The following is a 20,894-nucleotide window of genomic DNA, read 5'->3' as shown; positions in this document are numbered from 1 at the left end:
CCCACGAGTGACGGCCCTCACTCGCGGACCCGGCGACCGTACGCTGCGCTCTCCTTCGCGCGCCAGCGGCAGTTACGTCAGCGCTCAGCTGCTGAAGGCTTTGCGAAGGCGGTCGGCGGCGTCCGTGAGGACGTCGTGTCTCTTGCAGAAGGCGAAGCGGACCTGGGTGCGGCCGGCGGTGGGGTGGTCGTAGAAGACGGAGTTGGGGACGGCGACGACGCCGGCGCGTTCGGGGAGGGTGCGGCAGAAGGTCAGGGCGTCCTGCTCGCCGAAAGAGGCGATGTCGGTGGTGATGAAGTAGGTGCCCTGGGGGACGTGCACCTGGAAGCCGGCGTCGCGCAGGCCTGCGTCGAGGAGGTCGCGTTTGGTATGGAGGTCGTCGCGGATGCCGGTGTAGTACGTGTCCGGGAGGGCGAGCGCTTCCGCGACCGCGTACTGGAAGGGGCCGGAGGCGACGTAGGTGAGGAACTGCTTCGTCGTGCGGACCGCCGCGACCAGTTCGGGGGAGCCGGTCACCCAGGCCACTCCGCGTTCACGCACTCATTCGGGTGAACGCTCTCTGTGTCGTTCGTTGAAGTGCGGGCCAGACCTGGCCCGTGGGCTTGCGGCCCTTCGGCGTCGTCGAGCCGGTTCAGGCCCCGGCGCGGGGCTCACAGAACGGTCAATCGCAGTCCTGAGGATATTTCGTCTACCCGAGACGGTAGACGGTGTTGCATCATGTGCATACTGTCTACCGTCTCGGGTAGATGGTGTACCTGCTGAGAGGTTGGGCCGTGGAAGATCGAGACCGGCAGTTCGTGTCTGTTCACGTGCCGCAGGAGTACGTCATGAAGGTGTACGCGTTCATCGCCGAACTGGACGGGAACGCGGGCCTGGGAGCGGAGAGCCCTCTGCCCGGAGGTACGAAGGGCGCCGATCCGGACGCGGATCGGCCGTATGCCGAGTGGGAGGTGGCAGACCTCCGCTCCCTGGCCGCCACCACGTTGCCGTCGATCAGCCGGGTCACGGCGGTCCTCGATGTGTTGGCCGGCCACCCCGGTACGAGATTCAGCACGACGGACCTCGTCGGTCGGCTCGGCGTTGAGCGTGAGCAGTTGCGCGGATCGCTGGCCGCTCTCACGCGGCATATCCACGCGCACTACGGCCGCGGGAACTGGCCCATGACCTTCACCTGGGGCGGAGAGGTGAACGGCAAGCAGACAGCGGAGGCGTTCTACTCGGTGGATGAGGTCTCGGCGGCACGCTGGCTCGAAGTGCGTGCCGGACACTGATCACGGCCACACGCGAGGGGTGCCTGTCGGTACACGGCGGTCGGCTTCTTGCACCGGGTGCGGTCGACCCCGTTTCCGACTCATCGAGTCCGGTGAGGCCGGACTCGTCGCCGTATTCTGACCACACACCGGAAGGAGCCGCCCATGAGCGTCGACGCGATCGTGCACACCGAGTTCCCCAAGGGGTACACGGTCCTGTTCGGGGCCGACGGAAAGGTGATCATGACCCCGCAGAGCGAAGAGCACTCCAACACCATCAGGTCGATGCAGATCGACTCGGCTCTCGCTCTCGGCCGCCACGCGAAGGTCACCTCGGACGTCTACATCGACTTTCCCGCCGACGAGAACTCGGCTCCCGACCTGGCGATCATTCGTGAGGACGCTCGCCGGGAAGGCAAGCGCTACAGCTTCGAAGACGTCCTGCTGATCTCGGAAGTGGTCTCGACCTCCTCGGCCCGCAAGGACTACGACGACTGCACGGCCAAGTACGGCCGCTACGGGATTCCGGTCTACCTGGTGGTGGACCCGTACGCCCAGGAAGTCGTCCTCCATACCCAGCCGACCGCCACCGGTTACATCGCTGCGCACACCCACAAGTACGGCACCGGCAAGCTCTCCATCCCCCTTGCCGACGGTCGCACTTTCACCCTGGACCTCGACGAACTTCCGCGCCCCGAGGCAGACGCCCGCTGATGAACGCGACACCGACCAGGACCGGCTCAGGAACCGCGGCCTGGCTGCTAACCGATCGCGTGAGGGTACTCGCCCGGCTGCCGTAGCGAAGGCCGCCCATGGTGGGCGTCAGCGCGGTCGACATCCGCCTTGTAAGGGCCGTCCTCAGCCCCCGAACGCCTTTCGGAGGCGGGAGGCTGCTTCGGTGAGGACGCTTTCGCGTTTGCAGAAGGCGAAGCGGACCTGGGTGCGGCCGGCGGTGGGGTGGTCGTAGAAGACGGAGTTGGGGACGGCGACGACGCCGGAGCGGGTGGGGAGGGCGCGGCAGAAGGTCAGGGCGTCGGTGCCGGGGAAGAGTTCGGCGATGTCGGTGGTGATGAAGTAGGTCCCCTGGGGCTCGTAGACCTGGAAGCTCGCGTCGCGCAGCCCGGCGTCGAGCAGGTCGCGCTTGGACCGCAGGTCGTCGCGGAAGTGCTTGTAGTACGCGTCGGGGAGGGCGAGGGCCTCCGCGATGGCGTACTGGAACGGGCCCGAGGCGACGTAGGTCAGGAACTGCTTCGCCGTGCGGACGGCCGCGACGAGTTCGGGGGATCCGGTGACCCAGCCGACTTTCCAGCCTGTGAACGAGAAGGTCTTGCCCGCCGAGGAGATGGAGACCGTGCGGTCGCGCATGCCGGGGAGGGAGATCAGCGGGGTGTGCTCGCCGTCGAAGACCAGGTGTTCGTACACCTCGTCGGTGACGACCAGGAGGTCGCGCTCCACCGCCAGTTCGGTGATCGCCGTCAGCTCGTCCCGGGTGAGGACCATGCCCGTCGGGTTGTGCGGGGAGTTGAGGAGCAGCAGGCGGGTGCGGGGGGTGATCAGGGCGCGGAGGGCGTCCAGGTCGGGGCGGAAGTCGGGGGCGCGGAGGGTCAGGGGGACGCGGACGGCGCCGGCCATCGCGATGCAGGCGGCGTAGGAGTCGTAGAAGGGCTCGAAGGCGATGACCTCGTCGCCGGGTTCGAGCAGTGCGAGCATCGCGGCCGCGATCGCCTCGGTCGCGCCCGCGGTGACGAGGACTTCCGTGTCGGGGTCGAAGTCCAGGCCGTAGAAGCGGCGCTGGTGGTCGGCGACGGCCGTACGCAGTTCGGGGACGCCCGTGCCCGGCGGGTACTGGTTGCCGCGCCCGTCGCGCAGGGCGCGTACGGCGGCCTCGCGTACGGACTCGGGGCCGTCGGTGTCGGGGAAGCCCTGGCCGAGGTTGATGGCGCCGGTGGCGGTGGCCAGCGCGGACATCTCCGCGAAGATGGTCGTACCGAGGCCGTCCAGCCTGCGGTTCAACGGAGGCCTTGCCGTCATCTCGGCTCCTCGTACGCGTCCGGTGGGTCGTTGCGGCGGTCCCGGCACAGACTATGCGCCGTCCGGCCGCGCGCCCCTCGTCTGCGGCGCCCGCCGCACCCCCGCGTGCCCGGTGCGGGGCACAGAACGGCCCAACTCGGCCCAAGGGGGCGCCGTCGTGTGTGCCGGCAGGGGCGGGTGGGTGCGCTGGGGCGGGGGCGGGTGAACACGTGAACTTCTCGGCGCTCCAAGGGATGGAAAGTACGCACAGATGGGTAAAAACGCTGAAGGCGACCCGCGATTCATGATTCCGTAGGTCTCGGACCCATTTCGAGGGCTTCAGCAGAGATCACTCGGAGACACCCCGGCCTGCTGCCGGCGGCGGCTCGGAGGGCTCGGAGGACCTCGGCGGTGCTTCGGGGGCCCCAACCAGGACTTCCGGGGACCGCTCGGGTCCAGCGGACCCCACGTGGGCACGAGCCGACGCGCGCCCTGCTGCCGGGCGCGGACCGGCCCATCACATCCACTGCGCTCGATCCACTGCGTGCTTGCGGAGCCGACCCCATGCTCACCACCCTGCAAACCTCCTACACCGACACCCGCGCGGGCGACCTCGCCTGGTGCCTCGGCAGACAGGCGCTGCCCGCGCTCGCCGTGCTCAATGTCGAGGTCGGCGACGCGCGCCGGCTGCGGGCCAAGGTCGAATTACGCCTGCTGGGCGCCTCGCACCAGGTATTGGTCGACGCGGGGCGCGGTGAGTGCTCGGAGACGGTCGCGTGCATGCCGGGCAGCCGGGCGCCGCTGCCCTTCGGGGTGGCGCGGCGGGTGGGCGTGTGGGACTACGAGTTCGCGGCCCGGATCGAGACGCTGTCGCAGGGCTCCTTCGCGGGCCGGGCGCAGGAGTTGCTCGCCCTGGTCGCCGACCACCCGCACGGCCTCGCCGGGACCTTCCCCGGCGACCCGCACGCCTTCACCGCGATGCTGGTGCAGTACGCGGAGGGGGGCGTGCGGTGGCGCACCTGGCACGCGTATCCGCAGGAGGGGCGCCTGGTCACCACCAGGACCCGGGTGAACGCGCTGCCCTGACCCGAATACCGCCCCGGTTTGCCGCCCGCGGCCGCCGATTGCACCCCTGTGGGTGACCGGTGGCGGCTCGACCCTGACATAGCGTGCACTCATGATCGACCAGCACCAACGCAACGAAGTCCCGCGAATCGGGCCGCGTTTACCGGTGCCCGCGGCGGCCGCCCGCGCGCTGGTGCTCGCCGCCGTCTTCGTCTGCGCCGCCTGCGGGCTGGTCTACGAGCTGGAACTGGTCGCCCTGGCCTCGTATCTGGTCGGCGACTCGGTCACCCAGGCCTCGGTGATCCTCTCGGTGATGGTCTTCGCGATGGGCTGTGGCTCGCTGCTGGCAAAACGGTTACGCGGCCGCGCCGCCGCCGCCTTCGCCGCCGTCGAGGCAGGGCTGGCCCTGGTCGGCGGCCTGTCGGTGATGGTGCTCTACGGCTTCTTCGCCTGGTTGGGTCAGGCCACCCCCGCGATGGTCGGCTGCGCCTTCGCCATCGGGGTGCTGACCGGGGCCGAGGTGCCGCTGCTGATGACGCTGGTGCAGCGGATCAGACGGCAGGACGCGGGCGGCGCGGTGGCCGACCTCTTCGCCGCCGACTACGTGGGCGCGCTGGTCGGCGGGCTCGCCTTCCCCTTCCTGCTGCTGCCGCACTTCGGCCAGCTCACCGGCGCGCTGGCCACCGGCGTGGTCAATGCGGCGGCCGGCGGCGCGACCGTGCTGTGGCTCTTCCGCGGCGACCTGAGCCGGCGCGCCCGCGGCTGGCTGCTGGTCGCCAACGTCCTGGTGCTCGCGGTGCTCGCCGGCGCCGCCGCCGCGGCGGGACCCTTCGAGCGGGCGGCGCGGCGCGCGGTCTACGGCGGCGACGTGCGGGTCGCCGAGCAGACCTCGGTCCAGGAGATCGTCCTGACCGGCGGCGGCAGCGGTTCCGGCAGCCGCCCGCTGCGGCTCTACCTCGACGGCCGGCTGCGGGTCTCCGGCGCCGCCACCGCCCGCTACGTCCAGGCACTCGTCCACCCGGCGATGAACGGCCCGCACACCCGGGTCCTGGTCCTCGGCGGCGGCGACGGCCTGGCGCTGCGCGAAGTGCTCCGCTACGGGGACGTCGCCGCGGTCACCGCCGTCCAGCCCGACGGCGAGCTGCTCCGGCTGGCCCGCACCGACCCGGGCCTGCGCGCGCTCAACGGCGGCGCCTACGCCGACCCCCGGGTGCGGGCGGTCACCGCGGACCCCTTCGACTGGTTACGCCGCCTGCACGGGGGAGCGGCCGAGGCCTACGACGTGATCGTCGCGGACCTGGCGGACCCGGGGCTCTCCCGCAGCGCCAAGCTGTACTCGCAGGAGTTCTACGGCCTCGCCGCCCGCGCGCTGGCCCCCGGTGGGCGGCTCGCCGTACGGGCGGGCACGGCGGCTGGCACGGCCCGTACGTTCTGGACGATCGACGCGACCGTACGGGCCGCGGGCCTCCACACCTCGCCGTACTGGCTGCCGGGCACCCCGAGCGGCGCCGCCGGGCCGGCCGGCAGGCCCGACCCCGCCTACCTGCTGGCCGCCCGTGGCGGCGCACCGCGGCTGGCCCTTCCGCCGGGCACCCCGCCGTCGCTGACCCCGCCGGCCCTGCGGCTGGCCGCGCGGGCGCCGCTGCCCACCCGGCCGAGCCGCTCGCTGCCGCCGTCGACGCTGCTCCGGCCGCGGATACCGGCGTCGTAGGGGGACGTAGGGGTGGCCGGGGGACGGCCTGGGGGTCGGGGCGGCGGAAAAGTGAGGGGCCGGGAAACGTCAAGGCGGCGCGCTGGATGGGTAGGCTCCGCGGCATGGAGCATGAGTCCTTCCTTCCGGGCATGACCACCGCGCGCCTGGTGCAGGCGCTGCGCACGCCGGATGTGGTGCGGGCCAGCCTGCCCGGCTGGCAGCCGGACGCCGGGGAGGCGCAGGAGGCCTCCGGTGCTGCCGCCGCTCCCGCTGCGGGGCGGCTGCGGCTGCGGATCGGCGGGTCCACGATCACCTACCGCGGCACGGTCGCGGTGAGCGGTGACGGGCCCGGTTTCACGGTGACGGCGGTGGGCACGGAGGTGCGCGGCGGCGGCGGCGTCACGGCGACCGCCGAGGTCAGCGTCGTGACGTCGGTGCAGCCCGAGGCGGGCGTGACGCTCGTCTGGCGGGGCGCCGCGGAGGCGGAGGGGCGGCTCGCGACGTTCGAGCCCGCGGCGGTGGAAGCGGCCGTGAGGCGGCTGCTGGACCGTTTCTGTACGGAGCTGGCGGCGAACGCCCCGGCCGCCGCGGACGCGCGCCACGCGGACGTACCGGTCGAGGACGAGGCGAAGGACACGCCGGAGGGCGCGGCGGGGGACGCGCCGGGAGACGCGCGGGGCGACGTGGACTCGGCCGAGGCGGTGGCGGGGATCCGGGCCGTACCCGTCGACGAGCCGGCGGATGCGGACGCGGATGCGGACGCGGACGACGAGCCGGAGCCGGCGGCCGAGGAGCCCGAGGCCGAGGCCCCGGAGGACGAGGAGCCTGAGGCCGCGGAGGACGAGCAGGAAGCCGCGGAGGACGAGCAGGAGGCCGAGGGCGACGAGCCCGAGGCCGATGTCGTGGACGACCTGGGCGAACCCGGGCCGCCCGCCGAACTCGACGACTTCGAGCTGGTCGAGGTCGAGGTGGAGGTCCCGGAGAGCGCCGCGGCGCTGGACGACCTCGTACCGCCCGCCGAGGCCGCGCACGCCCGCCGGACGATGATCGGCCGCAGCGCGGAGGAGGTCGACCACGCGCCGCCGCGCGGGCGGTACGCACCCGTGCCCGCGCCCGACAGCTCCTCGGCGGCCGCCACCCTGCGCTGGGCGGCCCCGGTGGCCGCCGCGCTGGTCGCCTCGGCGGTCGTCGTGGGGCGGGTGCTGCGGCGCCGCGGATAGCCGCCGTGCGAGGGGCCCACCACCCGCTCGCCGGACCATAAGTGAACGTCAGAGCCCCAGCCCGCTACGCTCATCGCGTGGAGAACGAGACGAAGCTGACGGCGGGCGACGCCGAACTGACCTTGGAACCCGGGCACGGCTGCCGGATCGCCTCCCTGCGGGTCGCCGGGACGGAACTCCTCGTCCAGGGCGACCGATTCGGCGCCTTTCTTATGGTGCCGTGGGCGGGCAGAACCGAGAACGGGGTCTTCCGCAACGGCGGTGTCACCCATCAGCTCCCGGTGAACGCCCCGCCGCACGCCATCCATGGCACCGGGCGGCACGTCGCCTGGCAGGAGGCGGCCCCGCCGACCGACACCACCGCGGCCTACTACTTCGACCTGGCCGACCCGTGGCCCTACCCCGGCCGGGTCACGCACACCGTGGAGCTGGCACCGCACTCGGTGACGCTGACGATGAGCGTCGAGGCGGCGGTGGGCGGCGACTCCTTCCCTGCGCAGGCCGGCTGGCACCCCTGGTGGCGGCGCAATCTCGGGCAGGGCGGCCAGGACGTCGAGCTGGCCTTCAGCGCGGCCTGGCAGGAGGAGCGCGGCAGCAACCACCTGCCGAACGGCAACCGCATCGACCCCAAGCCCGGCCCCTGGGACGACTGCTTCGGCATGCCCGACGGCGTCGACGTGACGCTGACCTGGCCCGGTGAGATGCGGCTTGAGGTGCGCAGCCCCGCGCCCTGGGCGGTCATCTACGACGAGCAGCCCGAGGCGGTGTGCGTCGAGCCGCAGTCCGGCCCGCCGAACGGCCTGAACACCGCGCCGCGGCTGGTCACCCCGATCGACCCGCTGGAGATTTCCACCGTCTGGACCTGGCACCGGATCGGCTGAGCCGCCGGTCCGCCCCCCGTCCGTATCCGGCGGTCCGCCCGTCCGTCCCGGGAGCACTCCCTGTCCGTCTCCCCGAGGGCCCGCCCCAGCAGGAACGAACCGGCCCCGCGGCCCGCGCTTCGTGCGCCGGGCCGCGGGGCCGGATACTTGTCGGCATGAGTGACGACGTACGCAGTGCGCTGCTGCAGCAGATCAAGGACAAGGCCGTGGTGCACGGCAAGGTGACCCTCTCCTCCGGGATCGAGGCCGACTTCTACATCGACCTCCGCCGCATCACGCTGGACGGCGAGGCGGCGCCGCTGGCCGGCCAGGTGATGCTGGACCTGACGGCCGACCTGGACTTCGACGCGGTCGGCGGGCTGACGCTGGGCGCCGACCCGGTGGCGGGCGCGATGCTGCACGCCTCCGCCGCGCGCGGGCGGCGGCTGGACGCCTTCGTGGTGCGGAAGGCCAACAAGGCGCACGGGCTGCAGCGGCGTATCGAGGGCACCGAGGTCAAGGGCCGCCGCGTGCTGGTGGTGGAGGACACCTCGACCACCGGCGGTTCGCCGCTGACGGCCGTCGAGGCGGTCAGGGAGGCGGGCGGCGAGGTGGTCGCGGTCGCGGTGATCGTCGACCGGGGCGCGGAGCCGAAGGTTACGCAGGAGGGTCTGCCGTATCTCGCCGCGTATTCGCTGGCCGACCTCGGCCTGGCCTGACACGCTGTCCGCCGCCGCCCGTACGCCGGTCGGCGGCGGTCCGGGCGACCTCTCCCCAAGGGTGCGCTGACCTGCGGTTTTATGATCGCCGGGATGTTTCACGTGAAACACTCCGGCGGTCGCGCAAGTCAGCGCCCGTACCGAGGTGGTGTATCCGTTCGGGAATGGGAAGATAGGGCCGACGATGACGTCGCCACGCCAGCACCACTACCCCGCGGAATCTGAGGAGCGGAAACGATGCCCATCGCAACCCCCGAGGTCTACAACGACATGCTCGACCGGGCGAAGGCAGGCGGCTTCGCCTACCCGGCCATCAATGTCACCTCGTCGCAGACGCTGCATGCCGCGCTGCGCGGCCTCGCCGAGGCGGAGAGCGACGGCATCATCCAGATCTCCACGGGCGGCGCGGAGTTCCTGGGCGGGCAGTACAGCAAGGACATGGTGACCGGCGCGGTCGCGCTGGCCGAGTTCGCGCACATCGTCGCCGAGAAGTACCCGGTCACGGTCGCGCTGCACACCGACCACTGCCCGAAGGACAAGCTGGACGCCTACGTCCGTCCGCTGCTGGCGATCTCCCAGGAGCGGGTCGACGCCGGCCGCAACCCGCTCTTCCAGTCCCACATGTGGGACGGCTCCGCCGAGACCCTGGACGACAACCTCGCCATCGCCAAGGAGCTGCTGGCGCAGGCGGCCAAGGCCAAGATCATCCTGGAGATGGAGATCACCCCGACCGGCGGTGAGGAGGACGGCGTCTCGCACGAGATCAACGACAACCTCTACACCACCGTCGACGACGCCTTCCGCACCGTCGAGGCCGTCGGCCTCGGCGAGCAGGGCCGCTACCTGCTGGCCGCCTCCTTCGGCAACGTGCACGGCGTCTACAAGCCGGGCAACGTGGTGCTTCGCCCCAGCATCCTCAAGGAGCTGCAGGACGCCGTCGCGCAGAAGTACGGCAAGGCCAACGCCTTCGACTTCGTCTTCCACGGCGGCTCGGGCTCCACGATCGAGGAGATCGACGAGGCGCTGGGGAACGGTGTCGTCAAGATGAACATCGACACCGACCTGCAGTACGCCTTCACCCGGCCCGTCGCCGCGCACATGTTCACCAACTACGACGGTGTGCTCAAGGTGGACGGCGAGGTCGGCAACAAGAAGGCCTACGACCCGCGTGTGTGGGGCAAGTCCGCCGAGGCGGGTATGGCCGCCCGGGTCGTCGTCGCCGCGCAGAACCTGCGGTCGGCCGGCAACAAGCGCAAGTAGTCCTCCGAGGGCGGACACGCTCTCTCGACGGACGGACATGAGGACCCCCGGCGGCTGCCGGGGGTCCTAATCCGTGTCGGCTCGGGCAGACTGGAACCCATGGTCAATCACCAGAACCTGCTCGGGGGCCCCAACCCCACCCACCTGCCCGACGACCCGGAGCCGCGCGAACTGCTCGCCGCGGGTACGGCGCCCGCCGAGGTCGCGGCGAAATACCCGGCCTCCTCGCTGGTCTGGGCCCAGCTCGCCGACGACGCCTTCGAGGGCGGCCGCGTCGTGGAGTCCTACGCCTATGCCCGCACCGGCTACCACCGCGGCCTCGACTCGCTGCGCAGGGCCGGCTGGAAGGGCCACGGCCCGGTGCCCTTCGAGCACGAGCCCAACCGCGGCTTCCTGCGCGCGCTGCACGCCCTGGGCCGGGCCGCCCAGGCCATCGGCGAGGAGGACGAGTACGAGCGCTGCACCGCCTTCCTGCGGGACAGCTCGCCGACCGCCGCCGACACCCTGAGCTGAGCCCCCGCCGGACCCGCCACCCGGCCGCTTCCCCGACCCCCTCCCGGGCCCCCTGTGGCCGCCCGCTGCCTGTCGCGGCTCAATGTTGCAGTCCTGCCACAGAGCGGCGGCGCATGGTCTGGCCACGTATCCGTGTGCGATTCTTGGGCCTGTTGTTCGTGTCGTACACGCGTGTGTGTCCGACCGCTATCCACACGCAGCACGGATGCGCCAGGGGGGCCGGACGGGGCCGGGGCGGTGGTCCCGACTGCGCGGGCCGCAGGGGGAGTCTTGGCAGGACAGCGCAGCCGACGTCGGCATGGGCGCCGGCGGGCGAAGAGCCGTGCCGCGATAGCCGGACCCCTCGCGCTCGGCGTCCTCTTCCTGGTCGTCGTCACCGGGGGATACGCCGCCTGGCAGAAGACCCAGGGGACCGCGAGCTCCGCGGTCCTCGACAACGGCCTCAACCCGACCCCCACCGCCACCACCACGCCACCGCCGCGGGCCACCGGCACCCCGTCCGCCCGGCCGTCCACCGGCGGTCCGAAGAAGAGCGCGACGCCCAGCCCGTCCCGCACGCCCGCCAAGCCCTCGGCGACCTCCGTGCCCAAGTCCGGCAGCGGCAGCTTCGGCACCGCCGACGCCACAGGAAGCGCCTCCGGCCACGGCACGATCCGCCGCTACAAAGTCGAGGTCGAGGGCGGCATCACGCTGTCCGCCACCGACGCGGCCCACGAGATCGCCGACATCCTGGCCAACCCGCGGGGCTGGACCGCCGACGGCCACGACGGCTTCCAGCTGGTCTCCTCCGGCCACGCCGACTTCGTGATCAAGATCGCGACGCCGGACACCGTGGACGACATCTGCGGCGCCGCCGGCCTGCTCACCCGCGGCGAGGTCAACTGCGACGTCGGCGCCACCGTCGTGGTCAACCTCAAGCGCTGGATGCTCGGGTCGCCCGAATTCGACGGCCCCATCGAGGGCTACCGCGCCCTGATCATCAACCACGAGGTCGGCCACCGCATCGGCCACCACCACGAGGGCTGCCCGGGGCCCGGCAAGCCGGCACCGGTGATGATGCAGCAGATCAAGGGCCTCAAGGGCTGCACCGCCAACCAGTGGCCGTACGACACCCACGGCCACTACATCTCAGGACCGCGCGTCCCCTGACGGCGGCGGTGCGCGACCCTGCGGGTGAGCCCCCACGGCGGTGCGGTGGCACGCCGTCCGGAAGCCTGGCCTTGCCGGATTCGTCCGCACCGCAGATGATCTCGGCGTGGCCCGGTGATCCCGGGCGACCCGTTCTGGAGGTAACCCATGTCAGACACACCGACCGACGAGGCGGAGACCCCGAACCTCTCGTTCGAGGGCAGCACGCCGTACGAGGACTACGTACAGGCGTCCGTGCTCACCCATCTGCAGCACCCGCTCTCCGACGAGCCCGGCGAGATGGCCTTCCTGGTCACCACCCAGGTCATGGAGCTGTGGTTCACGCTGCTGGTCCACGAATGGACCACCGCCGCCCGCGCACTCCGGCAGGACGACCTGCCCACCGCGATGGCGGCGCTGCACCGCAGCCTGCCGGAGCTGGAGTCGCTGAACGCCTCCTGGAAGCCGATCGCGCACCTGACTCCCGGGCAGTTCAACGCCTACCGGTCCGCCCTCGGCGAGGGCTCCGGCTTCCAGTCCGCCATGTACCGCCGGCTGGAATTCCTGCTCGGCGACAAGTCCGCGTCCATGCTCGTACCGCACCGCGGCACCCCCGGCGCGCACGCCGAACTGGAGAAGGCCCTCACCGAGCCGAGCCTCTACGACGAGGTGCTGCGGCTGCTCGACCGGCGCGGCTACGCCATCCCCGCCGACGTCCTCGACCGCGACCCGGCGCTGCGGTACGAGCCGCACCCCGAGGTCGAAAGGGCCTGGCAGCGCGTCTACGCCGCCGACGACCAGGACTCCGACCTGATCAGGCTCGGCGAGACCCTCACCGACGTCGCCGAATACGTATGGCGCTGGCGCAACGACCACCTGGTCGCGACCCGCCGCGCGATGGGCGCGAAGACCGGGACCGGCGGCTCCGCGGGGGTGGCCTGGCTGGAGAAGCGGGCCACGAAGAACGTCTTCCCCGAGCTGTGGACGGCGCGCAGCTATGTCTGAGCCCGCAGCCGTGCACAGTGCCGCGGCCACCTCTGAGCCCACCGTCACGCGTGTCGCCGGGGCCATGGCCGGTGGATCGTCCGCGCCCGACGCCGGGGCCGTGGCCGGTGATGCGTCCCCGACCGGTCCCGCGGGGCTGGCCGCCCGCGCCGCCGCTCTGGACGCCGCCGACCCGCTCGCGGCGGTACGCGACCGCTTCGTCCTCGACGACGCCACCGTCTACCTCGACGGCAATTCGCTGGGAGCGCTGAGCACCGGGGTGCTGCCCCGGCTGGCCGACGTCGTCACCCGGGAGTGGGGCGAGCTGCGGATCAGGTCCTGGGAGGAGAGCGGCTGGTGGACCGCCCCCGAGCGGATCGGCGACCGTATCGCCCCGCTGGTCGGCGCCGGACCCGGACAGGTCGTGGTCGGCGACTCGACCAGCGTCAACGTCTTCAAGGCGATGGTCGCCGCCGTCCGGATGGCGCCGGCGGGGCGGACCGAGATCCTGGTGGACGCCGCGACCTTCCCCACCGACGGCTACATCGCCGCCGCCGCGGCCCGGCTGACCGGCCACACCGTACGACCCGTGCCGGCGGCCGAGATCGGCGCCGCGGCAGGCCCGCTGACCGCGGCGGCGCTGGTCAACCACGTCGACTACCGCACCGGGCGGCTGCACGACATGGCCGGGACCACCGCCGCCCTGCACGCGGCGGGCGCGCTCGTCGTGTGGGACCTGTGCCACAGCGCGGGCGCGCTGCCGGTGGCGCTGGACGCCGACGGGGTCGACCTGGCGGTCGGCTGCACATACAAATACCTCAACGGCGGCCCAGGATCGCCCGCCTACCTCTACGTACGCCGCGAGCTGCAGCCCCGCTTCGACTCGCCGCTGCCGGGCTGGAACTCCCACACCGACCCCTTCGGCATGGCGCCCGGCTACGAGCCCGCCGAGGGCGCGCTCCGCGGTCGCGTGGGCACCCCGGAGATCCTGTCGCTGCTCGCCCTGGACGCCGCGCTCGACGTCTGGGACGGCGTGACCACCGACGGCGTACGGGCCAAGAGCCTCGGGCTGACCGACTTCTTCCTGGACTGCACCGCCTCGCTGGTGCCCGCGGGGCGGGTCGAGTCCGTGACGCCCGCCGCGCACGCGGAACGCGGCAGCCAGGTGTCGCTGCGGTGCGCGGGCGCCGCCGAGGTGATGCGCGAGCTGACCGCGCGGGGCGTCGTCGGCGACTTCCGCCGGCCCGACGTGCTGCGCTTCGGCTTCACCCCGCTCTACACCCGCTACGCCGACGCGCTGCGCGCCGCGCGCGTACTGGCCGATGTGATCGAAGGGACCGCCTGACCGATGGCCGCCGACTCCGCCGCGCCCCCGCCCGTGTCCCAGGCCGAGGCGGAGGAGGCGTCGGCCTTCCGGCACGCACCGGTGCCGGCGGACGCCGGCGCCGCCTACGGCGACCACGAGGACCAGCTGGTCGACTTCTACCGGCCCCGCCTGCCGCGCGGCTCTGACGCCCGCCCGGCCCCGCTGGTCGTCCTGCTGCACGGCGGCGCCTGGCGCGCACCTTACGACCGCGCGCACGTCTCCCCGCTGGCCGCGCACCTGGCGGGGCACGGATTCGCGGTGGCGTCGGTCGAATACCGCAAGGGCGCCGCCGACCGGCCCGCGGCCGCCGGGCGGTGGCCCGACACCTTCGACGACGTGGCGGCCGCCGTCGACGCGCTGCCCGCACTGGCCGTGCGCGCCCTCGGCGCCGGCCTGGTCGATCCGCGCCGCGTCGTCCTCACCGGACACAGCGCGGGCGGCCACCTGGCGCTGTGGGCCGCCGCCCGGCACGTCCTGCCCCCCGAATCCCGCTGGCACCGCCCCTCACCTCCCCCGTTGCGCGGCGTCGTGGCGCTCGCGCCGATAGCCGACTTCACCTCCGCGATGCGGATGCGCGTCTGCTCCGACGCGGTGACCGAGCTGCTCGGCGGCCCCGACCACCTCGCCGCCCGCCTCCCGCACACCGACCCGGCCGCGCTGCTCCCCACCGGCATCCCGGTCACCATCGTGCACGGCACCACTGACATCGACGTCCCGCCCGAGGTCAGCCACGCATTCGCCCGCGCGGCGGCGGCAGCGGGCGAGGAGGTCGTCACAGCCTGGCTCCCCGCCACGGGCCACTTCCCCCTGATCGACCCCTCCGCCCCGGCGGTGTCGGCGGTCACCGACGAGATCGCACAACTCGCCTGGTAGGCCGCCACTCCCTGCGGGGTGCCGCTCCGGACCCCACTGCGCCGCTGCGTGGTCGGCTGGTCGCGCCGTTCCCCGCGCCCCTGGGTTTTGCCCTCTGCGGCACAGGAGAGGCACTGGGCGGCGGTGGACGCCGGCCTTCAGGGGCGCGGGGAACCGCGCGACAAGCCCACCCCACGGGGCGGCATGGCAGGCGACGCACCGCAAGGGGCACCCACCCAGGGGCGCGAGGGACCGCGCGCTCAGCCACAGCGGTGGGAAAGCAGCAAAGCCCACCGCGAGCGGCACGGCGCCGCGAAACCAGCGTCAGCGACTGCGCTTCGCCAAGCGCTCGACGTCGAGCAGGATGACCGCGCGGGCCTCAAGGCGGAGCCACCCGCGCCCGGCGAAGTCGGCGAGAGCCTTGTTCACGGTCTCGCGCGACGCGCCGACGAGCTGGGCCAGCTCCTCCTGCGTGAGGTCGTGGACGACGTGGATGCCTTCCTCCGACTGGACGCCGAAGCGGCGGGAGAGGTCGAGCAGCGCCTTGGCGACACGCCCGGGGACGTCGGAGAAGACCAGGTCGGACATGACGTCGTTGGTGCGCCGCAGCCTGCGGGCGACCGCGCGCAGCAGCGCCGTGGAGACCTCGGGCCGTACGTTCAGCCAGGGCTGCAGGTCGCCGTGGCCCAGCCCGAGCAGCTTCAGCTCGGTCAGTGCGGTGGCGGTGGCGGTGCGCGGACCGGGGTCGAAGAGCGACAGCTCTCCGATCAGCTCACCGGGTCCGACCACGGCCAGCATGTTCTCCCGGCCGTCGGGCGAGGTGCGGTGCAGCTTCACCTTGCCTTCGGTGACGACGTACAGCCGGTCCCCGGGGTCGCCCTCGTGGAACAGCGAGTCGCCACGCGCGAGCGTGACCTCGGTCATGGAGGCACGCAGTTCAGCGGCCTGCTCGTCGTCGAGCGCCGCGAAGAGCGGGGCACGGCGCAGAACGTCGTCCACGAGCTATCTCCTTGTCGGCATCGCTGGGATGTCCCCATGATGCATGACGTCTACAAACAGTGCGATCAATCACAAGGATGTCGCATCCGGGGCCGTATCCGTGCTCCGGGGGTCCGATTGGGCGTCGCGTGAGGTGTCCTCGGCGGCTGAACGGGTGGCAGCGACGGCGAATTCCGCTGTCAGCGAACAACCCGCCGGGAAGGGGCGACGGCACCGGCGAAACGGATCTCCGCCGGGTGTCGGTGGCGGCCCGTAGTCTGGCGGCATGGCGACGAGTAGTGGCGCGACGAGCGGGGCCGCGGCCGGCGGGGCCGGGGTCAAGAAGAAGGCGAAGGTCGCGCAGACGCATACGGGGCTTGTGCGGCAGGCCCGGCGGATCAACCGCGAACTGGCCGAGGTGTATCCGTACGCCCATCCCGAGCTGGATTTCGAGAATCCCTTCGAGCTGCTGATCGCCACCGTGCTGTCCGCGCAGACGACCGACCTGCGGGTGAATCAGACGACGCCGGCGCTGTTCGCGCTGTATCCGACGCCGGAGGCGATGGCGGCGGCGCAGCCGGCGGCGCTGGAGGAGATCCTGCGGCCCACCGGTTTCTTCCGCGCCAAGGCGCGCTCGGTGCTCGGCCTGTCCGTGGCGCTGCGCGACGACTTCGGCGGCGAGGTGCCCGGCCGCCTGGAGGACCTGGTCAAGCTGCCGGGTGTCGGCCGCAAGACGGCCAATGTGGTGCTCGGCAATGCCTTCGGGGTGCCGGGGATCACGGTGGACACGCACTTCGGGCGGCTGTCCCGGCGCTTCGGCTGGACCACCTCGGAGGACCCGGAGAAGGTCGAGCAGGATGTCGCGGGGCTCTTCCCGAAGTCGGAGTGGACGATGCTGTCGCACCGCGTCGTCTTCCACGGCCGCCGGATCTGCCATGCCCGCAAGCCGGCCTGCGGCGCCTGCCCCATCGCGCACCTGTGCCCGTCGTACGGCGAGGGCGAGATGGACCCGGAGAAGGCGAAGAAGCTGCTCAAGTACGAGAAGGGCGGCGCCCCCGGCCAGCGGCTGAAGCCGCCGGTGGACTATCCGGGGCAGCCCGCGCCCCCGCTGGCGGCCTCATGACGCAGGCACGGGGGACGGGGGCGGGGCCCGAGGTGGCGGTCAGCCGGGACGGGCTGCCCGGCTGGCTCGGCCCGGTCGCGGACGCGGCGGACGGGATACGTCCCGAGCAGCTGAGCCGCTTCCTGCCGCCCGCGGCCGGGGGGCGCCAGTCGGCGGTCCTCATCCTCTTCGGCGAGGGGGACGGCGGCGGTGCGGGGCCCGCGCCCGATCTGCTGCTCATCGAGCGGTCCGCGGCCCTGCGCTCGCACGCCGGGCAGCCCTCCTTCCCCGGCGGCGCCCTCGACCCGGAGGACGGCGACGCCGACGGTGACGGGCCGCTGCGTGCGGCGCTGCGCGAGGCCCGCGAGGAGACCGGCCTCGACCCGTCGGGAGTGCAGCTCTTCGGTGTGCTGCCGCGGCTCTACATCCCGGTCAGCGGCTTCGTGGTGACCCCGGTGCTCGGCTGGTGGCGTGCCCCGAGCCCGGTCGGCGTGGTCGACCCGGCCGAGACCGCCCGGGTCTTCCGGGTCCCGCTCGCGGAGCTGACCGATCCGGCCAACCGCGCGACCCTCACCCACCCCAGCGGCTTCCGCGGCCCGGCCTTCCTGGTCAGGGACGCCCTGGTCTGGGGCTTCACGGCGGGCCTGATCGACAAGATCCTGCACTTCGCCGGCTGGGAGCTGCCCTGGGACGAGGACCGCACCGTCCCGCTCGGCCGCCTCTAGAGGGGCCCGTCCACGGCGACCGGCACCCGTACGTAGTTGTGAAGGCCGTACCGTCCCGCGTGCTCAGGTCGCCATGAGACCGTGTTCCCCGTGAACGCGCTGGACTTCCTGCTCATCCTCGCCGCCGTCTGGTTTGCCGTGATCGGCTACCGGCAGGGCTTCGTCGTCGGCATCATGTCGGTGGTCGGCTTCCTCGGCGGCGGGCTCGTCGCGATCTACCTGCTGCCGCTGCTGTGGGACAAGGCGACCGGTGACGCGACCCCGGGTTCCGTGGCGGTGGTGACCGCGGTGGCGATCGTCATCGTGTGCGCGTCGGTGGGGCAGGCGTTCACCACCCATCTGGGCAACAAGGTCCGCACGAAGATCACCTGGTCACCGGCCCGCGCGATCGACGCGAGCGGCGGCGCGATGGTCAACGTCCTGGCGATGCTGCTGGTCGCGTGGCTGATCGGCAGCGCCCTGGCCACCACGGCGCTGCCGACGATAGGGCGCGAGGTGCGGTCCTCGAAGGTGCTGCTCGGGGTGTCGCGGGTGATGCCGTCGCAGGCCGACACCTGGTTCACCGACTTCAGCTCGACCCTGGCGCAGAACGGCCTGCCGCAGGTCTTCGGGACCTTCGGCTCCGAGCCGATCACCTCGGTGCCCGCCCCCGACCCCGCGCTGGTCGACAGCCGGGTCGTGACGGACGCCAGGAAGAGCATCGTGAAGGTGGTCGGCACCGCGCCCAGCTGCGGGAAGGTGCTGGAAGGCTCCGGCTTCGTGTTCGCCAAGGACCGGGTCATGACGAACGCGCACGTCGTCGGCGGCGTCTCCGAGCCGACCGTGCAGGTCGGCGGCAAGGGGAAGCTGCACGATGCCCGGGTGGTGCTCTACGACTGGCAGCGCGACATCGCGGTGCTGGACGTGCCCGGACTCGACGCGCCGTGGCTGAGCCTCGCCACGACCGACGAGCGCAGCCGCGACGACGCGATCGTGGCCGGTTTCCCGGAGAACGGCGCCTTCGACGTGCGCGCCGCCCGCGTCCGCGACCGTATCCAGGCCAACGGCCCGGACATCTACCACCGCGGCACGGTCCATCGCGACGTCTACTCGCTCTACGCGACTGTCCGGCAGGGCAATTCCGGCGGCCCGCTGCTCAGCACGGACGGGCGGGTCGCCGGAGTGGTCTTCGCCAAGTCGCTCGACGACTCCAACACCGGTTACGCCCTGACCGCCGACGAGATCGCCCCCGACGTGGCCGCGGGACGTACCGCGGACCGGCAGGTGGACAGCCAGGGCTGCGCGCTGTGAGGCCGGGCCGGCGCCTGGGCGCCGGCCGCGGCCTCGGTCCCGGTCCCGGTTCTCCCGGTGTCGGCTGCGCTGTCAGTCGCGCGGATGGCGCAGCCTGGCGCCGACCCACCTGGCCCGGCGCCTGAGGATGCGCGGAATGCCCAGCCGGGCCTCGCCCGGCGGGAAGAGGTCCATGGGCGCCGTACTGCTGACGGCGGCGGAGGTGCTTCTGCGATTGCGTGACACATCACGGTAGTCGTGCGTCCAACCCATACCGAGCTACGTGCCCGCGCCTCTTGGTCGGTAATCGCCCTTTGCTGCTCCTGTTGGCGTATGCGCCCGGCATTTTAACGATCGTGGGCTTGTCGTACCGGTTCCGGCGTGACGAGAGGGAAAGGCGGCAACGGGAGCGGCGGGCGCGTACGGTCAGCGGTCCGGCTCGGGGTCCTTGAGCCAGTTGATCAGCTCGGCGGAGAAGGCGGCCGGATCCTCCTCGTGCGGGAAGTGCCCGAGGCCGTCGAAGAGCCGCCAGCGGTAGGGCGCCTCGACGTATTCGCCGCTGCCGGCCGCGCTGGCCGTCCTGATCGCCGGGTCGAGCGAACCGTGCAGATGCAGCGTCGGCACCCTGACCGGCCGCTTCATCCTGCGGTTGAACTGGATGCCGTCGGGCCGCGCCATCGACCGCACCAGCCAGCGGTAGGGCTCTATCGCGCAGTGCGCGGTGGACGGGATCTGCATCGCCCGCCGGTAGACGTCGATCGCCTCGTCGTCGGGCAGCGAGGGCCCCGACCAGGAGTGGATCAGCTTCCCCACCAGCGCCGCGTCGTCCGCGACCAGCTGCCGCTCGGGCAGCCACGGCCGCTGGAAGCCCCAGATGTACGCCCCCGAGCGGCTCTGCCGCAGGTCGGTCAGCATCGCGCTGCGCCAGTGGCGGGGGTGCGGCATCGAGCAGACCGCGAGCCTGCGCACCAGCTTGGGCCGCATCGCCGCCGCCGTCCAGGCCAGATATCCGCCCAGGTCGTGGCCGACGAGGGCGGCGTCCGGCTCACCGAGGGAGCGGATCACCCCGGTCACGTCGAGCGCGAGGTTGCCCGGGTCGTAGCCGCGGGGCGTACGGTCGCTGCCGCCGACCCCGCGCAGGTCCATCGCCACCGCGCGGTAGCCGGCGTCCGCCAGCGCGGTGAGCTGGTGCCGCCAGGTCCACCAGAACTGCGGGAAGCCGTGCAGGAACAGCACCAGCGGCCCGTCACCGACCTCGGCGATGTGGAAGCGGGCGCCGTTGGCGGCCACGTCGCGGTGCGTCCAGGGGCCGTCGGGCCGGGCCACCGACGCGCTCGACCCGCCTTTTTTCCACGGGTTTTCCGACCCGTCGGCGAGGTTCATGCCCCAGAGCGTGTCACATCTTGGTGCGGGCCGGGGCGTCCGCGGTGGGCAGGAGCCGTGCGGACTCGGTGGCACCGCTGCCCAAGGCGGGCACGGCGCCGTCGGTCAGCTCGCGCGGGTGCGGCTTGGCCTTCTGCAGCACCGCCGCGGTCTCCTTCGCCGACGCGATCGAACGCTCCGGCTTCTTCACCTTCTTGAACCGCCCGTAGGCGAACGCGGCGAGCAGCAACGCCAGCACCACGAAGGCGCCGAAGACGATCAGGAACGACCAGCCCAGGGTGAGGCCGAGCGCCTGCAGGCCGTACGCCGAGGCGAAGCTGAGCATCGGCACCGAGAAGAAGAGCAGTGTCACCGCGCCGATCAGCGCACCGCTGCCGAAGGCGGCGCGCTTGGCGTCCTGCCGCAGCTCGGCCTTGGCGAGGGCGATCTCGTCGTGCACCAGGGCGCTCATCTCCGCCGTGGCGGCGGCGAAAAGCTGCCCGATGCTGCGGCCGTCACCGTTGTGGGCTTCGCTCAT

Annotated in this window: 21 protein-coding genes and 1 pseudogene; 16 read left to right on the top strand and 6 right to left on the bottom strand. The window is 72.4% G+C overall.

The annotated features are described in order from the left end of the window. Positions 1-84 precede the first annotated feature (84 nt). Positions 85-525 (bottom strand): annotated as a pseudogene (locus OG900_18425) (aminotransferase class I/II-fold pyridoxal phosphate-dependent enzyme). A 221-nt stretch (positions 526-746) separates the two neighbouring features. On the opposite strand from OG900_18425, the gene OG900_18420 reads away from it, so the two are divergent. Together OG900_18420 and OG900_18415 are read left to right on the top strand one after the other, a co-directional pair. Beyond that, positions 747-1,271 (top strand): hypothetical protein, encoded by a 525-nt coding sequence (locus tag OG900_18420; protein ID WUH91887.1) that lies wholly within the window; start codon positions 747-749, stop codon positions 1,269-1,271. A 144-nt stretch (positions 1,272-1,415) separates the two neighbouring features. Beyond that, complete coding sequence (locus OG900_18415; protein ID WUH91886.1) at positions 1,416-1,964, top strand: Uma2 family endonuclease; 549 nt, start codon at positions 1,416-1,418, stop codon at positions 1,962-1,964. 144 nt (positions 1,965-2,108) lie between these two features. On the opposite strand, the gene OG900_18410 is transcribed toward OG900_18415, so the two are convergent. Next, positions 2,109-3,281: a pyridoxal phosphate-dependent aminotransferase gene (locus OG900_18410; protein ID WUH91885.1), complete on the bottom strand. Its 1,173-nt coding sequence runs from the start codon at positions 3,279-3,281 to the stop codon at positions 2,109-2,111. 543 nt (positions 3,282-3,824) lie between these two features. Between OG900_18410 and OG900_18405 the strand changes: the two genes are divergently transcribed. The 11 genes from OG900_18405 (at position 3,825) to OG900_18355 (ending at position 14,941) form a co-directional block, all read left to right on the top strand. Next, positions 3,825-4,346: a DUF2617 family protein gene (locus OG900_18405; GenBank protein WUH91884.1), complete on the top strand. Its 522-nt coding sequence runs from the start codon at positions 3,825-3,827 to the stop codon at positions 4,344-4,346. 91 nt (positions 4,347-4,437) lie between these two features. Further along, a complete protein-coding gene (locus tag OG900_18400) occupies positions 4,438-6,036 on the top strand; it encodes a polyamine aminopropyltransferase (protein WUH91883.1) in 1,599 nt (532 codons plus the stop codon). 104 nt (positions 6,037-6,140) lie between these two features. Then, positions 6,141-7,238: an SRPBCC domain-containing protein gene (locus tag OG900_18395; GenBank protein WUH91882.1), complete on the top strand. Its 1,098-nt coding sequence runs from the start codon at positions 6,141-6,143 to the stop codon at positions 7,236-7,238. A gap of 77 nt (positions 7,239-7,315) precedes the next feature. Beyond that, positions 7,316-8,119, top strand: a complete 804-nt coding sequence (locus OG900_18390; protein WUH91881.1) for an aldose 1-epimerase — start codon at positions 7,316-7,318, stop codon at positions 8,117-8,119. Positions 8,120-8,274: 155 nt separating this feature from the next. Further along, positions 8,275-8,817 carry an orotate phosphoribosyltransferase gene (pyrE, locus tag OG900_18385; GenBank protein ID WUH91880.1) on the top strand — a complete coding sequence of 181 codons (543 nt, stop codon included), beginning with the start codon at positions 8,275-8,277 and terminating at the stop codon, positions 8,815-8,817. Positions 8,818-9,054: 237 nt separating this feature from the next. Continuing rightward, entirely contained in the window at positions 9,055-10,077 is a 1,023-nt protein-coding gene (fbaA, locus tag OG900_18380) for a class II fructose-bisphosphate aldolase (GenBank protein WUH91879.1), read from the top strand. 99 nt (positions 10,078-10,176) lie between these two features. Continuing rightward, positions 10,177-10,590, top strand: coding sequence for a DUF3151 domain-containing protein (locus OG900_18375; protein WUH91878.1), 414 nt, complete (start codon positions 10,177-10,179; stop codon positions 10,588-10,590). Positions 10,591-10,860: 270 nt separating this feature from the next. Further along, complete coding sequence (locus OG900_18370) at positions 10,861-11,739, top strand: DUF3152 domain-containing protein (GenBank protein WUH91877.1); 879 nt, start codon at positions 10,861-10,863, stop codon at positions 11,737-11,739. Positions 11,740-11,886: 147 nt separating this feature from the next. Further along, positions 11,887-12,723, top strand: a complete 837-nt coding sequence (locus OG900_18365; protein ID WUH91876.1) for a tryptophan 2,3-dioxygenase family protein — start codon at positions 11,887-11,889, stop codon at positions 12,721-12,723. After that, positions 12,716-14,047 (top strand): kynureninase, encoded by a 1,332-nt coding sequence (gene kynU, locus OG900_18360; protein ID WUH91875.1) that lies wholly within the window; start codon positions 12,716-12,718, stop codon positions 14,045-14,047. The genes OG900_18365 and kynU overlap by 8 nt, the downstream gene beginning before the upstream one ends. Positions 14,048-14,050: 3 nt before the next feature. Next, positions 14,051-14,941: an alpha/beta hydrolase gene (locus tag OG900_18355; protein WUH91874.1), complete on the top strand. Its 891-nt coding sequence runs from the start codon at positions 14,051-14,053 to the stop codon at positions 14,939-14,941. Between the two features lie 303 nt (positions 14,942-15,244). Here the strand turns inward: OG900_18355 and OG900_18350 are convergent, their stop codons facing one another. Then, complete coding sequence (locus OG900_18350; GenBank protein ID WUH91873.1) at positions 15,245-15,919, bottom strand: Crp/Fnr family transcriptional regulator; 675 nt, start codon at positions 15,917-15,919, stop codon at positions 15,245-15,247. 265 nt (positions 15,920-16,184) lie between these two features. On the opposite strand from OG900_18350, the gene nth reads away from it, so the two are divergent. From nth to OG900_18335, 3 genes are all read left to right on the top strand, one after another. Beyond that, positions 16,185-17,021, top strand: a complete 837-nt coding sequence (nth, locus tag OG900_18345; GenBank protein ID WUH91872.1) for an endonuclease III — start codon at positions 16,185-16,187, stop codon at positions 17,019-17,021. Continuing rightward, positions 17,018-17,725 (top strand): CoA pyrophosphatase, encoded by a 708-nt coding sequence (locus tag OG900_18340; protein WUH91871.1) that lies wholly within the window; start codon positions 17,018-17,020, stop codon positions 17,723-17,725. Before nth ends, OG900_18340 begins: the two co-directional genes overlap by 4 nt. 90 nt (positions 17,726-17,815) lie before the next feature. After that, the gene (locus OG900_18335; GenBank protein WUH91870.1) at positions 17,816-19,015 is read left to right on the top strand and encodes a MarP family serine protease; all 1,200 of its coding nucleotides are present in this window, start codon (positions 17,816-17,818) and stop codon (positions 19,013-19,015) included. A 72-nt stretch (positions 19,016-19,087) separates the two neighbouring features. On the opposite strand, the gene OG900_18330 is transcribed toward OG900_18335, so the two are convergent. The 3 genes from OG900_18330 to OG900_18320 form a co-directional block, all read right to left on the bottom strand. After that, positions 19,088-19,267 (bottom strand): hypothetical protein, encoded by a 180-nt coding sequence (locus OG900_18330; GenBank protein ID WUH91869.1) that lies wholly within the window; start codon positions 19,265-19,267, stop codon positions 19,088-19,090. 153 nt (positions 19,268-19,420) lie between these two features. Continuing rightward, positions 19,421-20,377 (bottom strand): alpha/beta hydrolase, encoded by a 957-nt coding sequence (locus OG900_18325; protein ID WUH91868.1) that lies wholly within the window; start codon positions 20,375-20,377, stop codon positions 19,421-19,423. 13 nt (positions 20,378-20,390) lie between these two features. After that, positions 20,391-20,894: a phage holin family protein gene (locus OG900_18320; protein WUH91867.1), complete on the bottom strand. Its 504-nt coding sequence runs from the start codon at positions 20,892-20,894 to the stop codon at positions 20,391-20,393.

The sequence above is a fragment of the Streptomyces sp. NBC_00433 genome (assembly GCA_036015235.1).
Lineage (GTDB): Bacteria > Actinomycetota > Actinomycetes > Streptomycetales > Streptomycetaceae > Actinacidiphila.
The sequence above is the reverse complement of the archived record's forward strand: the minus strand, read 5'-3'. Positions and strand labels throughout refer to the sequence as shown.